A 22,904-nucleotide genomic window follows, 5' to 3' on the forward strand; every position below is an offset into this window, starting at 1 on the left:
CCCCGGACGGCACACTCTGCTTTTCCGCTTCCGTGCCGTGCCGACGATGTGGGTCCGCGTCAGGGTGAATCGCGTTTTCCCTTTGCGAGTGGCGTCAATGCATTCCACGCTTGCAGCCGACCTGTGCCACCGTGGGAAGAGAAGAAGGGCCGTCGATGACTCAGATGCAGGAGCAGGAGATCGCGGACGAGACAGCCCGGGCGGTGGACGCGGCATCCCGTGGTTGCCCGGAGTACCGGGCCAACCCGCACCCCATCTACCGGCACCTGCGGGAGAACGCGCCGGTCTGCCGCATCACACCGCCGCACGGTGTGCACTCGTACCTGATCACCCGGTTCGAGGACGCGAAGGCCGCCCTTGCCGACCCCAGGATCAGCAAGGACATGTACGCGGCCATCGACGCCTACCGGTCCATCTTCGGCGACTCCTCCATCGCCCTGGACGACAACATGCTGTTCGCCGACCCGCCGAAGCACACGCGGCTGCGCCGGATCATCAGTCGTGCCTTCGTGCCCCGCCGTATCGAGGCGCTGCGCCCACGGATCCAGGAGCTCACCGACACGCTGCTCGACAACTGCTCCACTCTGCAGCCCGTCGATCTGCTGTCGGCCTTCGCCTTCCCGCTGCCCCTGCAGGTGATCTGCGAACTCATCGGCGTCCCCGAGGAGGAGCGGCAGGAGGTCCAGCAGTGGTGCAGCGTCGTCGCGCGCACCGGTTTCAGCAAGAAGGACAAGGATCGCCTGGCCGAGGCGGAGAACACTCTCCGGGAGTACTTCGAGGTCCTGATCGCCCGTAAGCGCCAGGCCCCCGAGGACGACTTGCTCAGTGTCCTCATCCAGACACAGGACGAGCAGGAGTCGCTGACGGACGGTGAGTTGCTGTCCACGCTGTGGGTGCTGCTGTTCGCGGGCCACAAGACGACCGCCTACCTCATCGGCAACGCCGTCTACACCCTGCTCACCCACCCCGAGCAACTCAGGCAGGTGATCGACTCGCCCGACCTCCTCCCGAACGCGATCGAGGAGATCATCCGCTTCGAGGGCTCGGTCGAGAACGCGACCTTCCGCCACGCCCTAGAGGACATCACCATCGCGGGGACGCTCATTCCCAAGGGTTCGCTGGTACAGATCGCGGTCACCTCGGCCAACCGGGACGCCGCCGCGTTCGAGAACCCCGACACCTTCGACATCACCCGGCCGGGCGTACAGAGCAAACACCTGGCCTTCGGTACGGGGCCGCACTTCTGCCTCGGCGCACCGCTGGCGAGGATGGAGATGCAGATCGCCCTGGCCTCGCTCTTCCGCCGCTTCCCGAAACTCTCCCTGGCCCTGCCGGCGGACGAGGCCAAGTGGCTCACCGTGCCCTTCCCCGCCTTCCGGGGCCTGACCGAACTGCCCGTTGTCCTGGACCCCTCCAGGATCCTGGACGACTGGGCGTCCGGGATGGTCGACATCGCATGACATCACGGGCGTAGCCCGCGACCCCGCCGCGCTGTCGGGGCAGGCGGCGAGACGCTCGGCGAGCGCCGTAGGACGTCGACCACGTCAGCGATTGGTGGCGGACCCCACGGAGCGGTTGGACCTTCGAGCGGTTCCCTCCCAACGACCGGCCTCACGGCAAGGTCACCAACGAACTGGACGCGGGAGATGACCCTCTGGAGGTCTCCGTCAACGTGAGGCACCAGGCACCGGGCGACACCAGGGCTAGCTTGATCTTTAACGTTCAGCGTCGAATGACGCGTCGAACTTGATCACTCTGAGTTTCAGCCGTCTCGACCCTGCCATGTGGTCACGCAGGCTTCGTTCCCCTCCAGGTCGGCCAGTACCCAGAAAGCGGGGGCGCGGGTCGCGGACACTAGTCGGCCTCCGGCCGCCAGTGCGGTCTCGATCCGCCGGGGTGCCTCGTCATGCGGAACACAGATGTCGAAGTGGATGCGATTGCGCTGTGGGCGCGCACGGTCCATCTGCTGGAACCAGATGGCAGGGCCCTGCCCGACCGGGTCGATGAGCGGATCCTCCGGTCCCTCTGCTCCCGCCTCATCCGTATAGCCCAGCACCGCCTTCCAGAACGGCCGAATCCCGGCGATGTTCAGTGCATCAATCGCGATCTCCAGAAGCTGGACGGACCGCAGTGCCCCCGTTCCGATTTCGGGCTCTGGCAGAAGCCCGGCCCGGTCAGCGGTGGCGGAGATCAGACGCGCGAGTTCGACATCCCGGGTAGTAACCGCTGCGCGGTCCAACGACTGCAGAGTGAAGACGACCCGATCGGGGCGGACATCGACCTGAAGGTGCCGGTCGGCGTCGTCGCCGCACACCGCGACAGTGTCCGTCGCCAAGCCCGTCGCCTGAGCCAGCGATCTGACCCGGACCGACGTTCGCAAAGTGCCCAGCAAGAAGCGCCACCCGTAGTCCTGGACCGCCTCTGAAGCTTCCTGCCGACTCAATTTCTGCTCCATGGCCGCATCCTTGCAGCCCCACCCCCGCTGTCAGCCCCGTCTGCCGGTACTTCTGAAACAGGCGCTAGCTGTACTGACCCGTGAGGTTGGGGACGCGGCTGGCGGGTGGTTGGCCTTTCAGCGCGGTGTGTCCGCGGTGGTGACTGTAGGTGTGCAGCCACTGCGGGAACGCTTCCCGGCGCTCGGCTTCTGATCGGTAGGGGCGGGCGTAGGCCCACTCGTCCAGCAGGGTGCGGTTGAAGCGTTCGACCTTGCCGTTTGTCTGCGGCCGGTAGGGCCGGGTGCGCTTATGGGCGATCCCGGCCGCTGCCAGCAGGTCTCGCCAGTCGCGTGAGCGGTAGCAGGCGCCGTTGTCGGTCAGGACCCGCTCGACGGTGATCCCGCAGGAGGTGAAGAACGCCTGGGCCCGTTTCCAGAAGCCGGTGGCGGTCTCTCTCTTCTCGTCGGTGTGGATCTCGCTGTAGGCCAGGCGGGAGTGGTCGTCGACGGCGGTGTGCAGGTAGCTGTAGCCGGCGTTTGCGCGGGTCTTTCGGCCGGCTTGCCGGCCGAGGGCCTTGTGGCCGCCGCCGTCGGGGATGTTGCCGAGTTTCTTGATGTCGACGTGGACCAGTTCACCGGGCTTGTCGCGTTCGTAGCGGCGTATGACGCGGCCGGTGGCCCGGTCGAGGTGTGTGAGGCGGGCCAGGTGGTAGCGGGTCAGCACGCGGTGCACGGTCGAGGGCACGAGACGGAGCAGGTGTGCGATGCGGGCCGGTCCCCACCGGCGCAGGACGCGGACCTTGATGATTCGTCGTTCGGTGCGGGTCGGGGTCCGGCGCGGGCTCGCGTGGGGGCGACTGGAGCGGTCGGCCATGCCGCTCTCGCCGAACTGACGGTAGCGGTCGGCCCACCGCTGGGCCGTGGTCGGCGAGACCTGGAAGCGTTCGGCGGCACGGCGCAGGGTCCAGCCGCCGTCGACGACGCAGCGGGCCAGACGCAGCCGTCCGGTCTCGGTCAGGGGTGCATTACGGTGGGACACGAGGGCCTTTCTGTTGGTGTAGACGTCGCAATCCACACCGAACCGGAAGGCCCTCACCTGTTCAAGATCCCTCAGCCGAGACCTGGCTCACCTGTCCACAACCTCCCCGGACAGAACAGCTAGCGCTCTAGTGCGACTTCCCCGTTCCTGCTGGTCAGAGGCGTAGTTCGGGTCTAGCGGGCTGACGGCGGATCAGGATGGGTTCGTCTGGGGGAGTGGCAGGCGCGGGCCATGGCCTCGTGGCGTCTGCGCCAGTGAGACCAGATCAGGGCACCGGCCCCATGCGCGCGGGCCAGGGTCTACCCGCTGCCGGAGAGAGCACGGCCACGGAGCTGGATCCTCTGGGGACTTCGACTTCGACGACCGACTCCGAGGCGTGAGAGTGCTTTCGGTGGGGGATCCGCAGAGCGCGTAGGCCTGGGATTGGGAACCCCGTTCGTCACGGCTGCGTCTTTCCGTGCAGCATCGCCGACTGGGCATCAATTCCCGTAGCGGCCAAGGCAGTTCAGCTCATGGCCTCGAGGTGGAGGAGCCGACTTTGCGCCGTGGCTACAAGTGGGTGGACCGGGAGCTGGCCCGGATGGATCCGGATACCGAGTGGGAGAGGATGATCTCGCTCTACGTCAGCCGCCGGGTCCCCGAGTTCGCCCTGGCGATGATGATCTATCCCGGTACCATGCACATGATGCAACCGGCCCTCGGGGCAGCCACGTTGGACCACACGCGAAAACTGGAGACCAGGCCGTACCGGCGCTTCCAGGACGGCAACGACTTCCTGGTGGCCTGGATGGTGCACGGTGTGTCCAGCTCGGCGGGTCGCGCAGCCGCTGAGCGGTTGAATCGCATCCATAGGGCCATAGCCCGAAGAACGCCGAACTTACCCGGCAATTTCGACGACATCGACGACTTCGTCTACCCGCTGGTCCTACTGGCCACCTTTGCCCACCGACTGCAGACCTCGTTGGGTATGCCCGGCATCCCCGAACACATGCAACGCGCCTGGCACCACTGGGCGCAGGCCGGCTTCCGCGTCCTGGAACGTGAATCCGGCCCCCTGGCCGAGGAACCCTTCCCCGAGGACTGGCAGGCGATGGAGGAGTTCGCCCGGAAATTCGACTCCCGGCCCTACGAGCCGACCGATTCCGGGCACCGTGTCGCCACCGCGATGATGCACTTCTTCGCCGAGCGCTGGTTCCCGGCCCCATTACGTGCCTTCGGCCGTGATCTGACCCGCTACCTTGCCGGAGAACGGGTCTGCCAACTGCACCGGATCGGCTGGATCACGCCGCGCCGCGAGCGAGCGATCCGCCTGTTCCTCAAGACGCTGTTCCTCGCCCACCGCATGCTGCCCGACGCCCGCACACCGCTGCCCGACCGCCTCCGCCGGACCCGGCGCACCAACGCCCAGCTCAGGGAGCTTGAACCTTACTCCCGGTAAAGGCCTGTCAGAACAGGGTGGTTGACCGCATAGGACCACCAATGTGCTCCGCTGTGCTCGGCCTCGTTCGAACACAACGACATCCGGCGGGCGCCCAGGCCGCCGGAAGAGAAACGTGAGAAAGTCCGTGATACCCGGAGACAGCGATCATCAGGCGGCGACGCGTTCGGAACTCGGCTCGTAACGAGTGGTCGCCGGCCGATATCAGTTCCACGACGTTCTCGGCCGGGGTGGCATGGGCACGGTGTGGCGTGCGCGACCAACTGCTGGACCGCCCGGTCGCCGCGAAGGAACTGCACATCCTTCCGCACGGCGACGAGGAGCACCGCGTCCGGATCCGCCGCGCGATACCGTCGGCACCCTGCATCGCGACGTCAAGCCCGCCGATGTCCTGCGGCTTCGCGACGGCAACGCCGTCCTCACCCGCTTCGGTATCGCGGTCCTGGACGACGGCGAGTCCCTGACGACCACCGGCGAACTGGTCGGCTCCCTTGAGTACATGGCGCCAGAGCGGGTGATGGGAGTGGATTTTGACGAATAGAATCGTAAACAGGATACCCTGACTGAGGAGCTCTCGCCGGTATATTCGAGGCCCTGGAATGTGATTTCCCAGGGTCACTAAATCAACGGATCTTTCGCTTTGCCGCCGACCTACTAAAGCCCCAAGAACGCTACTGAACTTGATTGGGTGATGTCGGTGCCGTTCGCCTGACAGTTGGGTGTCGGCACCGGTAGCCCCGGGGGTGTGAGGTACGCGCAGGGCGGCGGACTGACCGACGCCGAGAGAACTACGCGGGAGCGGTTGCGGCTCCAGGCCGTGGATCGTTTCGAGAGCGGGCAGAAGAACGCGGAGGTTGCCGCTGCCCTGCGGATCAGTGTGCGGTCGGTTGAGCGGTGGCGTCGGGCCTGGCGCGAGGGCGGTGAGGCCGGGGTTCTGTCGAAGGGGTCGCCGGGAAGACCTAGGCTCAACGAAGTCCAGGTCGCCAGGCTGGAGCGGGAGTTGGAGCGTGGTCCGCTGGCTCACGGCTGGACGGACCAGCGGTGGACGCTGGCACGGATCAAGACGCTCATCGGCCGGCTGTTCCACGTCTCCTACACGGTCGAAGGCACCTGGCGGCTGCTGAAGCGGCACGGCTGGAGCTGGCAGCAGCCCACTCGGCGGGCGATCGAGCGCGATGACGACGCGGTCGAGGTATGGAAGAAGGAGACCTGGCCGCGGGTAAGAGCATCGCGGCGGAGCGCGGGGCTTGGATCGTCTTCGAAGACGAGGCCGGGCAGTCGATGACTCCGCCGCGCGCCAGAACCTGGGGCCGGATCGGCCAGACCCCGGTCGTGAGGGTGAGGGGCCGCGGCTCCGGGCGGGTGTCTATGGCGGGCATGACCTGCTATAAGCCGGGCGAGCGGTCCCGGCTGATCTACGCGATCCGCGAGTACCGGGGCCGCAAGGACGAACCGAAGGGCTTCGGCTGGCGCGACTTCCGCGACCTGATCGTCCGCGCCCGCATCCAACTTGGCGGCCCGATCGTCCTCGTCTGGGACAACCTCCGCCTGCACCTGACCGCTGGCATGCGTGCGTTCATCGAGGCGAACGCCGAGTGGCTCACCGTGTTCCACCTGCCCACCTACGCCCCGGACCTCAACCCACAGGAGGGCATCTGGTCACTGGTCAAACGCGAGATCGGCAACCTCGCCGCCGCGGACCTCACTCAGATCACCCGAGCCGTGAAACGTCGGCTCAAGAGGATCCAGTACCGTCCAGAACTCGTCGACGGCTGCCTCGCAACCATCGGCCTGACCCTGGAGGACTGACGTGACTCATTCCTCCTCCCAGTTCGCGTAGTCGCCCATCGCCACGTCATCGCACAAGGTCTCCCACAACCCGTTGTCTGCGAGTGCGGTGGTATCGAGAGCAGCGAGGAGCCGACGAAGCTCGTCCGCCACCGCCTGGAACCTGTCCTCCTCGTCTTCCTCGTAGAACGGGAAGCGGGCGATGATGCCCGCGACGCACCGGTGGAAGGCTTCGAGATCCCTGTTCACATGCCAGGCGGTCGCGGACCCGATCTTGGGGACCTGCACGACGCGACGCGAAGCCACATCGACGCCGAGCCGACCGAACAGGCCGCTGGACCCAAAGACGACCAACCCGCTCTCACCGATCCCGTCCAGGAGCGTCGCCTCAGTCAGCGGTTGGTACTCATAACCGATCAGCCCTGCTGGGACGCCGACTTCCCGCAGATCGGCGGCGATCTCGGCAGGCACCCCTGGTGAGCAGCCGATACGGACCACGGCGTACTGGGGCAACGGCAACGGCGGGAAGTCTCGGATCACGCGAGCATCATCCTCGTGCTCCGGCCACACCGGGAAGGCGCGGGCTGGCCCCTGCCACCCTGCGGGCGGCCCCGACATCACTCAATCAAGTTCAGTAGCGTTCTCACCCAGCCGATCTCCGTCGCCTGTACACGGAAGACCGGATCCGTCGGGAGGATCGGCGCGGTGAGCAGGGTAACCAGCCCGGGAACAAGTGGGTCCAGGGCCTTCATGAGAGCGGCACTGCTATGTCGCCCGCCGCAACGTCGCTGATGAAATCGGGGGCAGCTGAACCAGAGTCCACACACCCCACCAAGATCACACGGTGGCCGTCCTGGTTCCCGCCACCTGCGGGTGGAGATTCAGTGCCGCCATCTGTCACGGACGAGCCAGGTCAACCGCTGTGCGACGTGGTACCGCCAGAGCCACAACGGCAGACGGCCATGGTCTATGAAGGACCAGAGGTCGTCGTCGGCTTCGTTGCCACGAGGGAAGCCGCGCAGGAGATCGAGACATCGCTGATCCACGGTTCGATGCAGCCGGGCGACATGGGCCAGAGCTACCACGCCTTGGCGGCGCACCTCCGGCTCTGCGGCTGTCAGCGCACGAGCAACGCGGGGCAAGATCGCGTTCCCGTCCGGGTGGTTCAGTGCCAGAGCGATCACACCCACCCCGACGAGCGGCTCGCCCCGGTCAAAGGCGGAATCGACCTCCTCGGGCTGTTCGATCCAGCGCAGCGTTGATCTGTCCTGCCAATTCAGGGTCGGTGCTACCTCGGCAGGGGCGTTCTCGTCGGCGTGCACGAGCTGACCCTACCGAGCCGCCGCCAACAGGACTCCTGAAGTTCCCAGCGCCTCTCGCACCGCCCCGCTACAGGCGAGATCACAAAGTCAGAGTGGAGTACCAGGAGATCGCTCCTTCGCGCACGGAGATCGCCACGCGCACCAGGACTCAATGGGGCTCCCGAGAACTCACGGGATGTCGAACAAGCGGCGTCACACCGAGGCCGATGGCGCCCTGTTGGCGGGACTGCTCCAGCTCTATGGACAGCTCCGTGATGACACGCCTAGGCAGGCATCGGTGTCGTGTTCACGTTGGAGGCCCGCTTTGACGTCCTTCAGCTCAGTCTTGAGGGAGGCAGCGTGATCGGCCATTTTCTGGGCCACTTCGGGAACGCTGTGCCGGGCCTTGAGCTGGGCTTTGAAGTCGTCGACAAGATCACGGTGTTCGTAGACGACATCACGCCGCAGCCCGGACTCGTTGATCAGCTCGGTCACGGTGAGCTCGCCAGAAGCCGAGTGCAGTGGAATGCCCGACAGCAGTCGGTCTGCAGCAGCTTGGATGGCAGAGCGTTCAGCAGCACGGTCGCGTGGCGTACGGATAGCAGCGCGCCGGGCCCCGGTGCGCTTGCCGCTCGATATTCCGCGGCTCGTCCTGCCACGGATGATCGGTGTGTGGCGGCCCGGGCCGCCCCTGTCCGGTTACCGGAATGTGAGGGTCCTGAGCATGTCCTCGAAGCGCGTGATGGCGGCCGAAGGGTCCTGGACCTGAGAGAGGTCGATCGTGGTCCATGCCACCAGTGGCCTGTTGGGGGCATTGATGACGGCCACGCGCGTCTCGTAGTCCGGCTGCAGTCCGTAGCAGTCGTGTTCGGGGTCCGCTTCGGCGGTTGGGCAGCCGAATGATCCGTCGAGCGGTTCATTGGTGGTGCCGGTCAGCAGCGTGGCAGCACGGCCGTCGACGGTGGTGGTGTTCTCGTCCTGCCAGTTCGCGTGATATGCGGCCTGTTCGTGAAGGAAAGCCACGTAACCCTTGTAGGTGGCGGGCGGTTTCTCAGGGTTCTTGCCGCCGCCCGGCCGGTACACCACTGCGGGCAGTAGGAACCGGACCTTGTTGCCGGACTTCACCCACGTCAGGAAGGTGCGTGTGTCCGATACCGGCTGGGTGCCCAGCGAGGTGGGCACGGTGATCGTGAGCGGCATGGCGAAGGACTGACTGGTATACGTGTGCGATGCCGCTGCGGAAGGTGACGAATGACCAGCTCCTGTCGTGCCGCCCCCGCATGCCGGTATGGCGAGTAGCGCGCACGCACCCGCGGCGGAACCCCATAGCTGACGTGCGCGCCAAAATCTCATCCAGTCCCCCAAGCGCCGTCGTTCAGTGCGACTTTGGGGTCGCCGTACCGGCTGCGGCAAGAGCGGAGGCGTGTGCACCGATCACGACAGCTTCTGTGCTGCATGGGGCGATCACCCAAACGCCGTGTCCCAGGTACGCCTTGACCGTCAGCAGCATGCTCACGACGGGGGGCCAGTGTGGCCAACTGCGATGCCCAGAGTGGCCACCTGGCGTACTCAGTCATATCTCCCCGCGACCGCGAGCAGGCCCTCGCCGGCCGGCCTGAGCTGGAGGGATGCCGCATCGACTGTCTACGCAAGGAGGACTGCGACGGTCATGGGTCCGACCCTGCCGGGGGTCGGCGTGATCAAGCGGGCACAAATGCGGGCGGTGCCCCATGACGCCGCACCTTTGACGTATTCAGTTCGACTTCACCAGCCGCGCTTCAAGGAGTTCGATGTTACCCTCTTTCTCTGCGCGGGGTGTGTCATCGCGCCGGAAACCCGCTCGTTCGTAGAAACGAATCGCCGTGCGTTGGGAACAAACTGGCGACCTCACGTATTCGGCTGTCGCGTATTCCTCTGTGCGTGAGGTTCCGTGGTGACCGTCTGTGGTCGTGTCGACAAGTTGGCGGACAGGGGAAGCGAAGCTGTCACCGCTGCTGTCCAGGCCCCGCGCAGGCGTTGGGCGAGGCAGCACCCCGCCAGTCCAAGTCCGGCGCGCGCGGTTATACGCTCCAGCTACTTGACGCCGATGTCATGCAGCGGGCGGAGGCGCGACAACTGATGGGTTGAGGCGGGCGAAGCCTTCCTGGCGCTGGTAAGGGAAGTACGGGTAGGGCGCTGTCTTGTCGCTCGCCGCATCGAGTTTCGCCATCTGGTCGGGCGTGAGCGTCCAGCCGACGGCACCGAGGTTCTGGCGAAGCTGGTCCTCGTTGCGGGCGCCGATGATGACGGAGGAGACGGTCGGTCGCTGCAGCAGCCAGTTGATGGCGATCTGCGGAATGCTTTTGCCGGTCTCCTGCGCGATCTCGTCGAGGGCGTCGACCACGCGGTAGAGGTGTTCGTCCTCGACCGGCGGGCCGTAGTCGGCGGTGTCGTGCAGTCGGCTGCCGGCGGGTAGCGGCTGGTCGCGGCGGACTTTGCCGGTGAGCCGTCCCCAGCCGAGCGGGCTCCAGACGAGGGCTCCGAGGCCCTGATCGAGCCCAAGGGGCATCAGCTCCCATTCGTAGTCGCGGCCGATGAGGGAGTAGTAGACCTGATGTGCGGCATAGCGCGGGTGGCCGTATCTCTCCGCGTTCGCGAGGGACTTCATCGCCTGCCAGCCGGAGAAGTTCGAGATGCCGAGGTAGCGGACCTTCCCTGCTCGTACGAGATCGTCGAGTGTGGACAGGACTTCCTCGATCGGCGTGCCGGCGTCAAAGGCGTGCAGTTGGAACAGGTCGATGTGGTCGGTGCCGAGTCGGCGCAGGGCGTCCTCGCATGCGGTGATCAGGCGCGAACGAGAGGAGCCCGCATCGCCTGGGCCGTCGCCCATCGGCAGGCTGGTCTTGGTGGACACGATCACCTGGTCCCTGCGGCCCTTGATCGCTTCGCCCAGCACCTCCTCGGAGGCGCCGCCGGAATAGACGTCGGCGGTGTCGAACATCGTGATCCCGGCGTCGAGGCAGATGTCCACGAGACGGCGTGCTTCGTGCGCATCGGTGTTGCCCCAGGCACCGAACAGCGGCCCTTGGCCGCCGAAGGTGCCGGCGCCGAAGCTCAGTGCGGGGACCTTGAGGCCGGATGCACCCAGCCGCCTGTATTCCATGGCTGTTCCTCTCTCGCTGCCTGATCTCGCTAATGGTCCTGGAGTTCCATTAGTATGAGTCTCAACGTAGCAGGCGCGAGCGATTAACGAAACTGGAGTCCCGTTATGGGGTTTGAGGGTGCGGATCCAGGTACCGTCCGTCCCGGAGGGCGCACGGCACGGGTGCGTGCAGCGGTGCTGCAGGCGGCCGGAGACGCCTTGGCGGAGCGGGGCTTCGCCCACCTGGACCTCGCCGACATCGCGCGCCGTGCCGAGGTGGGCAAGACCACCGTTTACCGCCGCTGGGGAACGGTGACCAGCTTGGTGGCCGACCTGCTGATGGACATGGCCGAGCAGTCACTGCCGCGTACCGAGACTGGCTCGCTGCTCGGCGACCTCAAGGCCAATGCTCGGCTCGTGCAGCGCACCTTGGCCGACCCGCGGCAAGGAGCGCTGTTCAAGGCAATGATCGCGGCCGCCACCTGCGAGGCTAAGACAGCCGAGGCGCTGCACCGCTTCTACGACATCCGCGTCAAGGAGTGGGCACCCTGCGTCCAGCAGGCCATCGACCGGGGCGAGGTGCCTGATGGCACCGACGTCCACGAGGTGATCCGTGCTGTCTCCGCCCCCCTCTACTACCGCCTACTGACCAGCAGCGACCGCCTCGACGAGGCCGCCGCAGACCAGGCCGCTGCGGCCGCTGCGGCCGCCGCGCGTGCGGGAGCGTACCTGCGGGGCGACGAAGGTCGTGCGTGACCGGCTTCCCGCATCCGTCGCTGAGCGCGGGTCACCGTGCGTGATCTCCGGGGGCATGGCGTTTCCAGGTTCCTCCGGCCTCGGCGGCGAGTTGGGCGGTGGTGTCGTCGCGGTAGCCGAGCATGCGGGCGACCACGGGGGCAGGGGCCTGGAGCAGGAGGTGGCGGATCGCCGGGGTGCGTCCTCGCTGAGTGGGGAAGCCCAGGTCGCGGAGGCGAGTTTCGACGCTATCCGAGGTCGTGGGTTGTCCGGCCCGTCGGCCTGAGAAGAGCCATGGGGCGCCCGGATTGGTTGCGGTCATGGTGTTCGGCCGCTGGCCCCGGTAGTCCAGCAGCATGCCGGCGAAGGGTTCAGGGACGGGCGACGCTGGGTCACCGAGCCGGATCTGGACCTCGCCGTCCTCACGGAGGATATCGTCGGTGGTGAGCCGTGCGATCCGGGTGAGCGGTTGCGCGTAGAGGAGGACGAGCGTGGCGGCCACGCGGTCCTGGAGTGGGGTGTCGCTGCGGTTGACGGCCTGCCGTAGCAGGGTGAGCCGTTGGTGCTGAGCGAGCGGGGTTGGGTTGCTGGTGGAGCGGTGCGGAATGATTGTGGGCATGCGGTTGGACCGCATCGCCCATCGCAGGAAGGCATGGGCCGTCACCGAAGTCCTCGACTGAGTGGCTGCGAGAACAGAGTCAACGCCGCTGCTAACTGATCGTGTCAGGAAGGTCCGGTGACTTCGTGTCGGCGACCAACTCGGCAAGCTGGAAGAAGTACTCGAACTGAGAGAGGCGCCCGTTGACCCGAACAAAGTAGGACCGGTCCGAGCATCGGAACACCTCGCGCCGCTTGACCTTCGTGACGTCACAGTCATAGGTGTTCACGCGCTTCGCGAACTCCGTCATTGCCTCCTCCGCACTGCCTTCAAATTCGGCCAAGGTGCGAACGCTGGAGACTTCAGGGGCGACCCCTCCAACGGGGGTGACAACCACTATCCATCGGGACATAGCTGAACCTAACTCTCTCGGTCTGCTGGTCAATGACGGTCACGATCTTGGCACTCCCACGACGCCACTGCCTGGCACCTTGCCGACCCAACCGGCACCTCGCCGACGATCGCCCTGCCGGGACCACCCCGGCAGGGCGATCTCGCTTTCGCTCATCGGCACGCTCAGTGCCGCGCCGGCGGCATTTTCAACGTCGCCCAACAGGGTGAGCCGATCGACGCCACAGCCGACGCATGTTCCGTAGGCCTCCAGGGCTCTGGTCATGCAGCTTTGGCAGATGTAGCCCTCAGGCCAGTGGTTTGTCTCGGGCCGCACCGCCCGGCCGCAGAACCGCGCGCTCGCCGGCACTCGGGTGCGGCTCACCCGTCGGGCCGGATCCGGGCGCGCTTGGGACGGACCGCCGACAGGTCGACGACCGCGTCGCCAGTGGCGACCTTGCGGATGGCAGCGTTCTCTGCCTTGGTGGCGATCAGGTCGGCCGAGGTGCACTCGAAGATGTCGCAGAGTGCGGCCAGCACCGGCAGCGACAGCCGCTCGGGGGTACCGGTGACCAGCCGGTGGACCTGGGAGAGCGACAGGTTGATGCCCCACTCGGCCAGCGGCGGGGCCAGCTCGCTGGTCGTGAACATACCGGCGGCGGCCATCCGCTCCCGCAGCCGCCACTGGTAGCTGACCTGGCGTTTCATCACGCCCTCCTGACGGGTTTGAGCGCGGCCTCGACCGTGGCGTCCAGCGCCCGCCGCAGCGCGGGTGCGGAAGTCGGAGGAGACTCAGGTGTAGATCGACGTCGTGCTGGCATGGTCGTGGCCGGCTTGCTACTGGACAAATAGGGCGTCCCAGCCACCTTCGATCAGGTGGGTGACGTAGGACCTTCGTAGCGAGTGAAAGTCCAGGACCGGGTCCAGGCCGAGGTCGTCGCGGTAGGCGGCGAAGCGGGAGTCCAGCCGTTGCAGGCCGACCCGCTGTCCGCGCTCGGACGGCCACAGCGCGGATCCGTCCGTGTGGCGCATGGCGGGCCGCACTTCACTCGTCCACTGGTCGAGGATCTCGGCGGACCACTCCCATACCGTCAGTACGCTGCGGCGTTTGGGGGGTGAGCCCTTCTTGGCCTTGCCGTGGCGGACGTAGCAGACGCCGTACTTGCCGAACTTCGTCCCCTCGGGGTTACGGCCGAAGTCGGCGACATCCAGCATCCGCGTCTCGTTGCGCCGCAGCCAACACCAGGAACTGCCTCGCGACATCATCAACCGAGCCACCTACCTCGGACACCACCAATTCGCCCCCCTGCTCACGGACACCGCGGACCAGCCCGGCCCGTCCTGAACCAACCCATCAGCGGGGCAGTCGGCAGGGCGGTCCCGACAGGGTCGGTGGCTCGCGGCACTAGGGACGGTCTTTAGTCGTGGTCAGCAGGCTTTCAGGAGGCTGCTGATCCAGATGGTCGCTGCGCGGAGAGGGAGTCCGGCGAGGCAGCTCTCGGGTGTCTTGTCGTATCGGGTGGCGATGCCTCTCCAGTCCTTCATCTTGTTGACGGCCCGCTCGACTGTGTTGCGGTCGCGGCAGAGGGCGGTGTCGTGGGTGAGAGGCCGGCCGCCCCGGCTGCCCTTCTCCCTGCGGTTGGCGGCCTGGTCCTTCTTCTCCAGGATGACCGCCCTTCTGCGGCGCTCGCGCAGGTGAGCGCGGCTGGCGCGGGAGGAGTAGGCCTTGTCGCCGGTCACGGCGGCGGGCCGGGGTGGGGACGGCCGACGGGCAGGCGGACCCGCACCTTCTTCAGGACAGGGATGAACTGAGGACTGTCGGCGGCCTGCCCGGCGGTCAGGGCCGGCGCCATCGGCCGGCAGCGCCGATCGGCGGCCAGGTGTATCTCGCTGGTGAGCCCGCCATGGGGACCGGCCGAGCAGCGCGGCCTTCAGCCGGGGCCGCCGTCTCAGACGGATGCGTCCCTGCTCGGCACGGAGCGGCTCGCTTTCGTCCTGCCCGTTGTGTTCCCCGGACGCTCCCCCTTTTTTTTGTGAGGCCGCCGCCTCTTCAAGTGCGGGCAGGATCTCCTCGCTGCCCCGCAAGCCAACCGCATCGTGATGAGCCCGCATGGTGGTGGAGTCCACGCTGGACAGGGACATGTCGATCTCGCTCCCGCGGGCGGCCTCGGCGATCGCGTCTTCCAACAGAACCTGGAAGACGCTCACGTCCCGCCATCGCACGAACCGGTTGTAGACCGTCTGCCAGGCACCAAACCGCTCGGGATGCGGGCCGAACCCGCGTACCGGCAGCAACGGCTCGATGAACTCCCGCTCCTCGTCAGTGAGTTGCGGACGCGTCACACCAGCGTCCCACCGGACCTGCATCCCTGCCGGGGCCGCAATCAGAGTTTGATCACGGCTGAAGACGGTCCCTAGTACGACAGCCCCCGATCCCGGCGCAAGGGCGGATGAACCTGCTGCGGGGTGTCCCGGGAATCCGTACTCGGGGTGCGGGCTACGCCCGGCTGAGTTCGAGAACAGGGATCGTGCGCACTCCGGCCGTCTGGCGTGCGTACTCGGCGAAGCCCGGGTAGCGCCGTGCCTGTTCGGCGTAGACACGGTCGCGTTCATCGCCGGCCAGATCGCGGACGGTCACCTGGTAGGTCTCGGTTCCGCGTTCGACGGTGCAGGCACCGGCCTCCGCCAAGTTGTAGTACCAATCCGGATTGGCGGGCGCTCCGCCACTGGTCGCGAAGACGTAGATGATGTCCGGCTCGGTCTCGTGCGGCAGATACATCACCGGACTGACGTACTCTCGTCGGCTCTTGCGGCCGCGGTGGTGCAAGAGGACGATCGGAGCGCCTTCGAAGACCCCGCCGACCTTGCCCTCGTTCGCCCGGAACTCCGTGATGGTCTTCGTGTTCCAGTCCAGTGCCTCGCTCATGTCGAACTCCTGTTGTCGTCGGTCGTTGGTCGTCAGGATCGGGTGAAGCGCAGGGTGGCCGTCAAGACGGCGGGTCCGCGCAGCATGCCGGCCCAGTTCCAGGACAGGCCGTACGCGGTGCGGTCCACCTCGAACCGGGTGCTGAGCGTCACGGCGTCGGGTGTGGTCTCGGTGATGGTCGCGGTCAGTGTCTGCGGACGGGTGACGCCGCGGATGGTGAGCTGGGCGTCGATGGAGACGGTCTTGCCGTCCGCTCCGAGCGTTGCGCCGCGCACGGCCACGGAGATCGTCGGGTGGTGCGCGGTGTCGAAGAAACGGTCGGAGCGTAGGTGCTCGTCCCGCTTGGCGTTGGCGGTGTCCAGGGACGCCGCGCCGATGGTGACGTTGCCGCTGGCGGACTCGTCGTCGTGGACCTCGGCCCCGCCGGACTGCGCGACGAAAGTGCCTTGGACGGTTGCCAGACCCCACATGGCCTTGTGGCTCACGCTGATCGTCGATCGGGTGGTGTCCAACGTGTATGTGCCGGTTGCGATGACGGTAGGGGTGGACATCGGGAAGTTCCTTTTCGAGGGCTGGGGATGCGAGTCGGGTCAGGCTGCCGAAGCTGCGGCACGCAGCGGGGCCAGGGCGTTGCTCCAGGCTGTGACCTGGTCGAGCAGGACGGTCAAGTCGTTCTCGGTGTACTCGCCGGGCTTGAACACGCTGAAGTTCTCGAACTCGGTCCGCAGCGAGATGGTGACCTGCTGGCGCACGTCGGCCATCTGCAGTTCGCCGGCGATCAGCCGCAGGTGCTCGGCCGCGCGGGCGCCGCCCACGCCGCCGTAGGAGACAAAGCCGACGGCCTTGTCGTTCCACTCCCGGTACAGGTAGTCGATCGCGTTCTTCAGCACGCCGGAGGTCGAGTGGTTGTACTCGGGGGTGACGATCACGAAGCCGTCGAACGAGGCGATCTTCTCTGACCACTGCTTGGTGTGGTCGTGCTGGTAGTTAGGGCCCCAGGCCGCCGACATCGGCTCGTCGAGGTGCGGCAGCGGGTAGTCGCGCAGGTCCACCAGCTCGTACTCGGCGTCGCCGCGTCGCGAGGCGACGTCGTAGACCCACTTGGCGACCTGCTCGCCGTTGCGGTTGGGACGGGTGCTGCCCAGGATTATGCCGATCTTGGTCATGTCGGAAACCTCTCTGCCGGAACGGTCTGACGCCGCCGCCAGACGTTTGTTTCCATGTAAACAACACTGCAGCCCACGCTATGTCGCGAAGGGTTACATGTCAACAAAACCGGGGAGCTCTTGGGAGTGGACGAAACCGGCCGGCCGTACGTGCCGACAAGCTAGGTAGGCTCGACTGCATGGAGCAGGAGCGACTGAACGAGCGGGAAACCCGGGCCTGGATCGGGTTCCAGCGCATGCGCATCGAGGTCAACGAGGTGCTTGCCCGACGACTGGCCCGTGACTTCGGGCTGACCGAGGCGGACTTCGTGGTCCTGCTCAGGCTCTCCAGAATCCCGGAGCGCAGGCAGCGCGCCCGCGACATGGCCACTGCGCTGCACTGGGAGCGAAGCCGCCTCTCGCGACAGATCTCCCGGATGGAGACCCGCGGCACGGTCAAGCGCGCACCGAGCGAAGGCGATGCCCGCGGCTACGACATCGTGATGACCGACGCGGGGCTCGCCGCGTTCGACGCCGCCTGGCCGGCCTGGGTGGAGGGCATCCGCCACTGCTTCGCCGACGTACTGTCCCCGGAACAACTCGACGCCCTCATCGGCATCACCGAGGCCATCGACAACCACTTCAATGCGCAGCACCGCCTCGGCGGGTTGAGCGGCCCGGACGAGGCCGACGGCACCTGCGCGGAGGGTGGCATGGCCGAGTCGACACGCTGAGGCAGTGTCACAGCCGGCACGCCCCTGACGTCGCACACCCTCCAGCCCGCCCGGTGTCACCGGCGGGCCCGGACTGTCGGTACATACCGCTGGCCGGTTTCTCCCGACGACCCTTCTAGTTTTGTTGACATGTAACTCTCTTGCGGCGTAGCGTGGCAACAAAGTTGTTTACATGGCAACAAAATGCGGGGCTTTGTCGAGGAGAGGTATAGATCATGCCAAAAGCGGTCAGGTACGACGGGTTCGGCGGGATCGACGTTCTGCGCGTCGACGAGGTCGAGCGCCCGGTTCCCGGCGACGGGCAGGTCCTCGTGCGGGTCAAAGCGGCCGGCATCAACCCCAGCGAAGCGGCCATCCGCACCGGGGCGGTGGCACATATCTTCCCGTCGACGTTCCCGTCCGGGCAGGGCAGCGACCTCGCCGGGATCATCGAGGAGGTCGGTGCCGAGGTCGACGGATACTCGCCCGGCGAGGAGGTGATCGGGTTCAGCAACAAGCGCGCTTCCCAGGCCGAACTGGTCCTGGTCGAAGCCGGCGACCTCACCCGCAAGCCGGAGAACGTCTCATGGGAGGTGGCCGGCAGTCTGTACGTCGTCGGCGTGACCGCATGGGGCGCGGTCCGTTCGGTCGATCCCAAAGAAGGCGAGACCGTCGTCATCTCCGGAGCCGCAGGCGGCGTCGGCTCGCTCGCCGTCCAGCTCGCCCGCCGCACTGGGGCCACCGTCATCGGCCTGGCGAGCGAGAGCAACCACAAGTGGCTGAGCAGTCATGGTGTGATACCCGTCGCGTACGGTGACGGCGTCGCGGACCGGATCAGGGCCGCCGCGCCCAGCGGTGTGGACGCCTTTATCGACACCCACGGCAACGGCTACGTCGACCTGGCCCTCGCCCTCGGCGTCGCGAACGAGCGGATCGACACCATCGCCGATTTCGCGGCCGCCGCGAAGCACGGGGTGAAAACCGACGGAGGAGCGGAAGCAGGGCCGGGCGCCCAGGTCCTCGCCGAGCTGGCCGAACTGATCGCCGACGGACGGATCGAGGTGCCGATCGCCGGCATCTACCCGCTCACGCAGGTCCGCGAGGCCTACACCGAGCTCGAACGCCGCCACACCCACGGCAAGATCGTCCTCAAACCCTAGTAGCGGTACCACTTAACGGACTGTCTTCAGTACTCCAGTGGGAAATCGTGTCCTGAGCTGGTTCTTCTCGTTGTCTGGTTGTGGAGGGGGCCGCTGAAGTCGAGGGCTGGGCGGCGGAGTTGGAGTCGGTCCTCGCGCGGCCCTGCCGGGCTGCAGCAGCTGCCTAACGGGGCGCCTGCTGGGATGCCGATGCCGTCCGGGACGATGTGCGGGAGTACGTCGGCGAGCAGCTACGCCCAGGCGGGGTGCTGATCATCGATGACACCGGGTTGATCAAGAAAGGCACCACGTCGGCCGGGGTGTCCCGGCCGTACACCGGTACCTCCGGAAAGATCGACAACTGCCAGATCGGTGTCTTCGCGACCTACGCCACCGACTCAGGACGGCCCCTGGTCGACCGTGAGCTCTACCTGCCCACGTCCTGGACCGAAGACCGTGAGCGGTGCCAGGCGGCGAAGATCCCCGACGAACGCGTCTTCGTGACGAAGGGCGAGCCGGCCAAGGCCATGGCCCGCCGCTGCATCGCTGCAGGTCTCCTCGCCGCGTGGCAACGCGATCGGAGAAGGCGAGGAGCGAGCGGACCCGTGGATTGTGCTGGAATCCGTCGCGCGTGCCATCGCCGTCGTCGAAGAACTTGAAGCCGGCGAGCAGCTGTTCACCCGCACTCTCTGCCGGCACGCGAAGGGGACCTGCATGCCTCGCATGGGGCTGTCTTCCGGCACCGTCGTGGAATGGATCCGCGCTTCCACTACCTGGGCCTACCAGCTGGCGGTGGATCACGGCCGGCCGCACGACACGACCGGCCGTACGAGCTGATCCCGGACGACCCTGACGGCGCCGTTGCCCTGCGCCGCTTTCGCGACACCATCGCTTGGTTCATCTACCGCCGGCCCGGCGGTCGGATCGCCCTGGCAGTGCAGTACGGATACGCCGCCACCGCCATGTCCGAGTCCTACGCAGGCCGCTCCCAAGCAGACATGCTGGACGTCGTGGACCAGGAGAAGGGCCTGGCCTTGGCCGAGACGCTCACCGAGGCAGGCGAGCGCATCGCCGCTGGCGTCGGCGAGACTCTCGCTCACGCCCAGGGGCACGGCGGCACCGAGGACGCCGCAGAGATCAGAGCCATCATCGACGCCATGGTGCGCCTGCTGGTCGGCGCCCCGCTGTACTCCGGCAGGGGCCGCGTCCCCTTCCTCGAGGAGGTGCCCGAGTCCGCCCGAGTCCGCGCGGACAAGCAGCAGGACCTGACCCGCATCCGCGCCGAACGCGACGATCTGCGTAGCCAGGCGCAGCTCCTGGCCCGGATCGGTCCAGGTCCGGGAGATCGAGAACCACCAGCTCAAGGAGGCCAACACGAACCTTCGCGGGCAGGTTGCTGCCCAGGTGGCAGTCCGCGACCTGACTCGGCGACGTCGAACTGACTCCGCGCGACGAGATGCACGGGCAACCCGTCGCCGGATTCGACGCCTCCGCGTGCGACATATGCCCCCGCCCGGTATCCACCGGGCGGGGGCATGGCAGGCCGGACCACATCACGGTCCGCGACAATTGACGGTTACCGCGTTGCGGTGGCCAGTGCCGCGCGGATGGCGTCCTCGCTGACCGGCTGGCCCTTCTCGTTCGAGTACGGCCCGTACGGTGTTCCCCACACCGGCGTGCCTGTCGCCTGCCGCCAGCTGTCGGCCAGCGTTCCCGCGTCTACCACGCCGTAGCCGATGGAGTCGATGAATTCGGTCACCGCCACCTTCGCCGATGCGGAGTCCCCGGCGATCGGCAGGTAGGAGCGGTCGGCCGCTCCTACCGGGCGGGCGAGTGACAGCAGGTGCTTGAAGAAGATGTTGTTGAACGCCTTTACGAGCAGGGCGTCCGGGACGTACCGCAGAAGCAACTCGCTTGAAGTGAGGGACTTGTTGTCGAGTTCGGGGATGTGCCCGTCACGCTCGGGGCCGTAGTTGCAGGTGTCGATGACAGTCTTCCCGGCCAGTCGCGCGGCCGGCACGTGGGGGAAGGCGCTGACCGGCACCGTGACCACGACGATGTCACCGGCCGCCGCGGCCTCTTCGCTTGTCGCCGCGGACGCTTGCGGTCCCAGTTCCGCGGCCGTGTCCGCGAGCGTTTCGGGACCGCGCGAATTGCTGAGCACCACCTGGTGCCCGGCCTCGACAGCGAGTCGCGCGAGGGTCCTGCCGAGGCTTCCGTTTCCGATGAATCCCACAGTCGTCATAATCTCAACGTCCTTCAGAAGAGCCGAACTTGCCGGCTGTCGAGCTCGTTACGATCCGGGTTCCTGCCGTCAGCCGACGGGGAAGTAATGGCCGTTGTCCATGTCGGCGAGCAGGCCGGCCTGGGCGGGTTCCCAGCCGAGGGTCCGGCGGGTGATGAGGTTGGACGCCGGGTAGCTCTGCGTGACGATATTCGCGAGGAACCCGAAGTACCCCGGCGTCATCAGGACATCGTTGGGAACGCTCACGGCGGGCAGGCCCAGGCGACCGGCAATGGCCTCGGCGATCTCGCGGAACGGGATGCCCCCGTCCTCGACCGCGTGCCAGTACTTGCCGGCCGGCCCCCTCTCCAGCGCCAGGCGGAACAAGGTGGCGGCATCGCTGATGTGCACGGCGTTCCACAGGTTCGCGCCGTCCCCGGGGTAACCGACGAACCCCTTTTCCTTCGCGAGCGCGATCAGCGTGGGGAGGAAGCCGGCACGATCGGTCGTGCCGTGCGCGATGTTGGCGATCCGCACGACCGAAGACCGCACCCCCTGATCGGCGAGGTCGACAACGGCCCTTTCCACGACGTTGCGGACCCGCAGGGTGCCCTTGTGCTCCTCGCCGGCGGGGAGGGCCGGGTCCTCCTCGGTGGCTGGCCGGCCCAGGTGCTGCCCGGGTGAGCCAATGCTCCCCGCGGCGACCAACGGCTTTCCGGTTCCCGCGAGTGCCTCGCCGTACGCGAGCATGATCGGGACCTCCGCGGCGGCCACGGCGTCCATCCCGCCGGACGGCAGCAGGTCCTGCCTGTGGGCGACGTGGATGACGCCGTCGGAGTCCGAGGCTGCCTCCTTGAGCCCGTCGAGATCCTGAAGGTCGCCGCGACGCACCTTCGCGCCGAGCGCGGACAGGGCCGCCGCGGAAGCGTCCGACCGGGCCAGGCCGGTGACCTCGTGCCCGGCGGAGATGAGTTCAGGGATGATGTACGAACCGGAATGGCCGGTCCCCCCGGCGACGAATACGCGCATCTGACTGTCCTTGTGAGGGTAGGTGCAGGGTCTTTTCGTGCCATAAGTGAATTGGCGTAATGCGGCACGAGAGATAGTGTTACGGGGTTTGCTCAGCCGAGAAGGGTGATACCGAGGGAGAAATTGGCGTGTTTCACGGAGTGGTTCATGAGGCCCAGCTCCAGCAAGCCGACGTTCTCCAGTGCCCGCGCCATGAACAGCGCCCCGGTGTCCCAGGGGCGCAGCCCCAGGCTCTCGACGAACGCCGACACGCGCGCCTTCGCCTGCGCGTCGTCGCCGGCGATGAACACGTCCAGAGGGCGGTCCTCGGCCGGGCCGGCCGCCAGAACGTGCGAGAACACGGTGTTGAACGCCTTGACGACATGCGCGTCGTCGGGAGCCGCCTTGGCGATCTCCTGTGCGCCGGAACTGTCGTCGGGGACGACGAAGCCCTGCAGGTCGGGGGATACGGGGTTGGTGATGTCGACGATGACCTTGCCGCGCAGTGCGTCCCCGTACTCCCTCACCACCGCCGCCGCGCCGGCATACGGCGCGGCGAGGACAACGATGTCCCCGGCCGGGGCGGCCCCGGCCGTCCCGACGGTGGCGCCGCCGAGCGTGGCGGCCAATTCCTTGGCCTTGGCCGGATCGCGGCCGATGATCTCGACGGCGTTACCGCCGGCGAGCGCCCGGCCGGCCAAAGCACGGGCCATGTTTCCCAGTCCGATAATGCTGATGCTGCTCATTGGTGTTCCTGCTTTCCGGGCTTGGACCCTGCTGTCGACTTCCAGTGTCGAATTCTTGTGCCGAATTCACTTCGACGCCCTTAAGCGCCTGTTTTTCATGCTGCCATCAGGTCTGAGCGCCGTCCAAGACCTATTGAAGCCGTGGTGATACCCTGGAGG

25 protein-coding genes and 3 pseudogenes are annotated in these 22,904 nt (G+C 66.9%); 9 read left to right on the forward strand and 19 right to left on the reverse strand.

Going from position 1 to position 22,904, the window contains the following annotated elements; translation table 11 throughout:
- The first annotated feature begins 155 nt into the window (after positions 1 to 155).
- The gene (locus tag ACZ5K7_RS34300; RefSeq protein WP_468919610.1) at positions 156 to 1,460 is read left to right on the forward strand and encodes a cytochrome P450 family protein; all 1,305 of its coding nucleotides are present in this window, start codon (positions 156 to 158) and stop codon (positions 1,458 to 1,460) included.
- 302 nt (positions 1,461 to 1,762) lie between these two features.
- Here ACZ5K7_RS34300 and ACZ5K7_RS34305 read toward each other — a convergent pair whose 3' ends face one another.
- Together ACZ5K7_RS34305 and ACZ5K7_RS34310 are read right to left on the reverse strand one after the other, a co-directional pair.
- On the reverse strand, positions 1,763 to 2,455 hold the full coding sequence (locus ACZ5K7_RS34305; RefSeq protein WP_468919613.1) for a VOC family protein: 693 nt from the start codon (positions 2,453 to 2,455) through the stop codon (positions 1,763 to 1,765).
- 64 nt (positions 2,456 to 2,519) lie between these two features.
- Positions 2,520 to 3,473 (reverse strand): IS481 family transposase, encoded by a 954-nt coding sequence (locus ACZ5K7_RS34310; protein WP_468919616.1) that lies wholly within the window; start codon positions 3,471 to 3,473, stop codon positions 2,520 to 2,522.
- A 457-nt stretch (positions 3,474 to 3,930) separates the two neighbouring features.
- Between ACZ5K7_RS34310 and ACZ5K7_RS34315 the strand changes: the two genes are divergently transcribed.
- The 3 genes from ACZ5K7_RS34315 (at position 3,931) to ACZ5K7_RS34325 (ending at position 6,720) form a co-directional block, all read left to right on the forward strand.
- Positions 3,931 to 4,911, forward strand: a complete 981-nt coding sequence (locus tag ACZ5K7_RS34315) for an oxygenase MpaB family protein (protein WP_468919619.1) — start codon at positions 3,931 to 3,933, stop codon at positions 4,909 to 4,911.
- A 235-nt stretch (positions 4,912 to 5,146) separates the two neighbouring features.
- A complete protein-coding gene (locus ACZ5K7_RS34320) occupies positions 5,147 to 5,452 on the forward strand; it encodes a hypothetical protein (RefSeq protein ID WP_468919622.1) in 306 nt (101 codons plus the stop codon).
- Positions 5,453 to 5,656: 204 nt separating this feature from the next.
- Positions 5,657 to 6,720 (forward strand): IS630 family transposase gene (locus ACZ5K7_RS34325; RefSeq protein WP_468919624.1). Its coding sequence is split into 2 segments (ribosomal slippage): positions 5,657 to 6,104 and positions 6,104 to 6,720, totalling 1,065 coding nucleotides; the frame shifts between segments, so codons are not numbered across the junction.
- A 6-nt stretch (positions 6,721 to 6,726) separates the two neighbouring features.
- Here ACZ5K7_RS34325 and ACZ5K7_RS34330 read toward each other — a convergent pair.
- The 6 genes and pseudogenes from ACZ5K7_RS34330 to ACZ5K7_RS34355 all read right to left on the reverse strand — a co-directional run bounded on the left by ACZ5K7_RS34330 (position 6,727) and on the right by ACZ5K7_RS34355 (position 11,142).
- Positions 6,727 to 7,239: an SUKH-4 family immunity protein gene (locus tag ACZ5K7_RS34330; protein ID WP_468919627.1), complete on the reverse strand. Its 513-nt coding sequence runs from the start codon at positions 7,237 to 7,239 to the stop codon at positions 6,727 to 6,729.
- A gap of 341 nt (positions 7,240 to 7,580) precedes the next feature.
- Positions 7,581 to 8,021 (reverse strand): hypothetical protein, encoded by a 441-nt coding sequence (locus ACZ5K7_RS34335; RefSeq protein ID WP_468919630.1) that lies wholly within the window; start codon positions 8,019 to 8,021, stop codon positions 7,581 to 7,583.
- A gap of 237 nt (positions 8,022 to 8,258) precedes the next feature.
- On the reverse strand, positions 8,259 to 8,495 hold the full coding sequence (locus ACZ5K7_RS34340; RefSeq protein ID WP_468919633.1) for a hypothetical protein: 237 nt from the start codon (positions 8,493 to 8,495) through the stop codon (positions 8,259 to 8,261).
- Positions 8,496 to 8,699: 204 nt separating this feature from the next.
- Positions 8,700 to 9,200, reverse strand: coding sequence for a hypothetical protein (locus ACZ5K7_RS34345; protein WP_468919636.1), 501 nt, complete (start codon positions 9,198 to 9,200; stop codon positions 8,700 to 8,702).
- 444 nt (positions 9,201 to 9,644) lie between these two features.
- Positions 9,645 to 9,743, reverse strand: a pseudogene (locus ACZ5K7_RS34350) (bifunctional 5,10-methylene-tetrahydrofolate dehydrogenase/5,10-methylene-tetrahydrofolate cyclohydrolase); the annotation flags it as partial.
- A gap of 346 nt (positions 9,744 to 10,089) precedes the next feature.
- Complete coding sequence (locus ACZ5K7_RS34355; protein ID WP_468919639.1) at positions 10,090 to 11,142, reverse strand: aldo/keto reductase; 1,053 nt, start codon at positions 11,140 to 11,142, stop codon at positions 10,090 to 10,092.
- 105 nt (positions 11,143 to 11,247) lie between these two features.
- Between ACZ5K7_RS34355 and ACZ5K7_RS34360 the strand changes: the two genes are divergently transcribed.
- On the forward strand, positions 11,248 to 11,877 hold the full coding sequence (locus ACZ5K7_RS34360; protein ID WP_468919642.1) for a TetR/AcrR family transcriptional regulator: 630 nt from the start codon (positions 11,248 to 11,250) through the stop codon (positions 11,875 to 11,877).
- Between the two features lie 31 nt (positions 11,878 to 11,908).
- On the opposite strand, the gene ACZ5K7_RS34365 is transcribed toward ACZ5K7_RS34360, so the two are convergent.
- From ACZ5K7_RS34365 to ACZ5K7_RS34400, 8 genes and pseudogenes are all read right to left on the reverse strand, one after another.
- Positions 11,909 to 12,475, reverse strand: a complete 567-nt coding sequence (locus ACZ5K7_RS34365; protein WP_468919644.1) for a hypothetical protein — start codon at positions 12,473 to 12,475, stop codon at positions 11,909 to 11,911.
- Positions 12,476 to 12,566: 91 nt separating this feature from the next.
- Complete coding sequence (locus ACZ5K7_RS34370; protein WP_468919646.1) at positions 12,567 to 12,797, reverse strand: hypothetical protein; 231 nt, start codon at positions 12,795 to 12,797, stop codon at positions 12,567 to 12,569.
- Between the two features lie 428 nt (positions 12,798 to 13,225).
- Positions 13,226 to 13,552: a helix-turn-helix domain-containing protein gene (locus tag ACZ5K7_RS34375; RefSeq protein WP_468919649.1), complete on the reverse strand. Its 327-nt coding sequence runs from the start codon at positions 13,550 to 13,552 to the stop codon at positions 13,226 to 13,228.
- 129 nt (positions 13,553 to 13,681) lie between these two features.
- A complete protein-coding gene (locus ACZ5K7_RS34380) occupies positions 13,682 to 14,059 on the reverse strand; it encodes a tyrosine-type recombinase/integrase (protein WP_468919653.1) in 378 nt (125 codons plus the stop codon).
- 213 nt (positions 14,060 to 14,272) lie between these two features.
- Positions 14,273 to 15,187 (reverse strand): annotated as a pseudogene (locus ACZ5K7_RS34385) (IS5 family transposase).
- Between the two features lie 154 nt (positions 15,188 to 15,341).
- Complete coding sequence (locus ACZ5K7_RS34390) at positions 15,342 to 15,770, reverse strand: nitroreductase family deazaflavin-dependent oxidoreductase (RefSeq protein ID WP_468919656.1); 429 nt, start codon at positions 15,768 to 15,770, stop codon at positions 15,342 to 15,344.
- Positions 15,771 to 15,802: 32 nt separating this feature from the next.
- Positions 15,803 to 16,321 (reverse strand): YceI family protein, encoded by a 519-nt coding sequence (locus tag ACZ5K7_RS34395; RefSeq protein WP_468919659.1) that lies wholly within the window; start codon positions 16,319 to 16,321, stop codon positions 15,803 to 15,805.
- Between the two features lie 39 nt (positions 16,322 to 16,360).
- Complete coding sequence (locus ACZ5K7_RS34400; protein WP_468919662.1) at positions 16,361 to 16,936, reverse strand: NADPH-dependent FMN reductase; 576 nt, start codon at positions 16,934 to 16,936, stop codon at positions 16,361 to 16,363.
- Positions 16,937 to 17,115: 179 nt separating this feature from the next.
- Here ACZ5K7_RS34400 and ACZ5K7_RS34405 point away from each other — a divergent pair, with 179 nt between their 5' ends.
- From ACZ5K7_RS34405 to ACZ5K7_RS34420, 4 genes and pseudogenes are all read left to right on the forward strand, one after another.
- Positions 17,116 to 17,649 carry a MarR family winged helix-turn-helix transcriptional regulator gene (locus ACZ5K7_RS34405; protein WP_468919665.1) on the forward strand — a complete coding sequence of 178 codons (534 nt, stop codon included), beginning with the start codon at positions 17,116 to 17,118 and terminating at the stop codon, positions 17,647 to 17,649.
- A gap of 215 nt (positions 17,650 to 17,864) precedes the next feature.
- Entirely contained in the window at positions 17,865 to 18,788 is a 924-nt protein-coding gene (locus ACZ5K7_RS34410; RefSeq protein WP_468919668.1) for an NADP-dependent oxidoreductase, read from the forward strand.
- A gap of 179 nt (positions 18,789 to 18,967) precedes the next feature.
- Positions 18,968 to 19,336 (forward strand): annotated as a pseudogene (locus ACZ5K7_RS34415) (IS701 family transposase); the annotation flags it as partial.
- Positions 19,337 to 19,519: 183 nt separating this feature from the next.
- Positions 19,520 to 20,209, forward strand: coding sequence for a hypothetical protein (locus ACZ5K7_RS34420; protein WP_468919670.1), 690 nt, complete (start codon positions 19,520 to 19,522; stop codon positions 20,207 to 20,209).
- Positions 20,210 to 20,343: 134 nt separating this feature from the next.
- Here ACZ5K7_RS34420 and ACZ5K7_RS34425 read toward each other — a convergent pair whose 3' ends face one another.
- From ACZ5K7_RS34425 to ACZ5K7_RS34435, 3 genes are all read right to left on the reverse strand, one after another.
- On the reverse strand, positions 20,344 to 21,003 hold the full coding sequence (locus ACZ5K7_RS34425) for an NADPH-dependent F420 reductase (RefSeq protein WP_351713943.1): 660 nt from the start codon (positions 21,001 to 21,003) through the stop codon (positions 20,344 to 20,346).
- A gap of 78 nt (positions 21,004 to 21,081) precedes the next feature.
- On the reverse strand, positions 21,082 to 22,020 hold the full coding sequence (locus tag ACZ5K7_RS34430; protein ID WP_468919673.1) for an SDR family oxidoreductase: 939 nt from the start codon (positions 22,018 to 22,020) through the stop codon (positions 21,082 to 21,084).
- A 92-nt stretch (positions 22,021 to 22,112) separates the two neighbouring features.
- The gene (locus ACZ5K7_RS34435) at positions 22,113 to 22,745 is read right to left on the reverse strand and encodes an NADPH-dependent F420 reductase (protein ID WP_468919676.1); all 633 of its coding nucleotides are present in this window, start codon (positions 22,743 to 22,745) and stop codon (positions 22,113 to 22,115) included.
- Positions 22,746 to 22,904 lie beyond the last annotated feature (159 nt).

Source organism: Streptomyces sp. NPDC031497 (assembly GCF_055580905.1).

Excerpts from the sequence above, each read along its gene's own strand:
- ACZ5K7_RS34420 (WP_468919670.1), top strand. The coding sequence starts at position 19,520 with ATGGATCCGCGCTTCCACTACCTGGGCCTACCAGCTGGCGGTGGATCA.
- ACZ5K7_RS34305 (WP_468919613.1), bottom strand. The coding sequence starts at position 2,455 with ATGGAGCAGAAATTGAGTCGGCAGGAAGCTTCAGAGGCGGTCCAGGAC.
- ACZ5K7_RS34360 (WP_468919642.1), top strand. The coding sequence starts at position 11,248 with ATGGGGTTTGAGGGTGCGGATCCAGGTACCGTCCGTCCCGGAGGGCGC.
- ACZ5K7_RS34380 (WP_468919653.1), bottom strand. The coding sequence starts at position 14,059 with ATGCTGGATGTCGCCGACTTCGGCCGTAACCCCGAGGGGACGAAGTTC.
- ACZ5K7_RS34375 (WP_468919649.1), bottom strand. The coding sequence starts at position 13,552 with ATGAAACGCCAGGTCAGCTACCAGTGGCGGCTGCGGGAGCGGATGGCC.
- ACZ5K7_RS34345 (WP_468919636.1), bottom strand. The coding sequence starts at position 9,200 with ATGCCGCTCACGATCACCGTGCCCACCTCGCTGGGCACCCAGCCGGTA.
- ACZ5K7_RS34435 (WP_468919676.1), bottom strand. The coding sequence starts at position 22,745 with ATGAGCAGCATCAGCATTATCGGACTGGGAAACATGGCCCGTGCTTTG.
- ACZ5K7_RS34300 (WP_468919610.1), top strand. The coding sequence starts at position 156 with ATGACTCAGATGCAGGAGCAGGAGATCGCGGACGAGACAGCCCGGGCG.
- ACZ5K7_RS34430 (WP_468919673.1), bottom strand. The coding sequence starts at position 22,020 with ATGCGCGTATTCGTCGCCGGGGGGACCGGCCATTCCGGTTCGTACATC.
- ACZ5K7_RS34320 (WP_468919622.1), top strand. The coding sequence starts at position 5,147 with ATGGGCACGGTGTGGCGTGCGCGACCAACTGCTGGACCGCCCGGTCGC.
- ACZ5K7_RS34405 (WP_468919665.1), top strand. The coding sequence starts at position 17,116 with ATGGAGCAGGAGCGACTGAACGAGCGGGAAACCCGGGCCTGGATCGGG.
- ACZ5K7_RS34365 (WP_468919644.1), bottom strand. The coding sequence starts at position 12,475 with ATGCCCACAATCATTCCGCACCGCTCCACCAGCAACCCAACCCCGCTC.
- ACZ5K7_RS34395 (WP_468919659.1), bottom strand. The coding sequence starts at position 16,321 with ATGTCCACCCCTACCGTCATCGCAACCGGCACATACACGTTGGACACC.
- ACZ5K7_RS34400 (WP_468919662.1), bottom strand. The coding sequence starts at position 16,936 with ATGACCAAGATCGGCATAATCCTGGGCAGCACCCGTCCCAACCGCAAC.
- ACZ5K7_RS34355 (WP_468919639.1), bottom strand. The coding sequence starts at position 11,142 with ATGGAATACAGGCGGCTGGGTGCATCCGGCCTCAAGGTCCCCGCACTG.
- ACZ5K7_RS34390 (WP_468919656.1), bottom strand. The coding sequence starts at position 15,770 with ATGAGCGAGGCACTGGACTGGAACACGAAGACCATCACGGAGTTCCGG.
- ACZ5K7_RS34410 (WP_468919668.1), top strand. The coding sequence starts at position 17,865 with ATGCCAAAAGCGGTCAGGTACGACGGGTTCGGCGGGATCGACGTTCTG.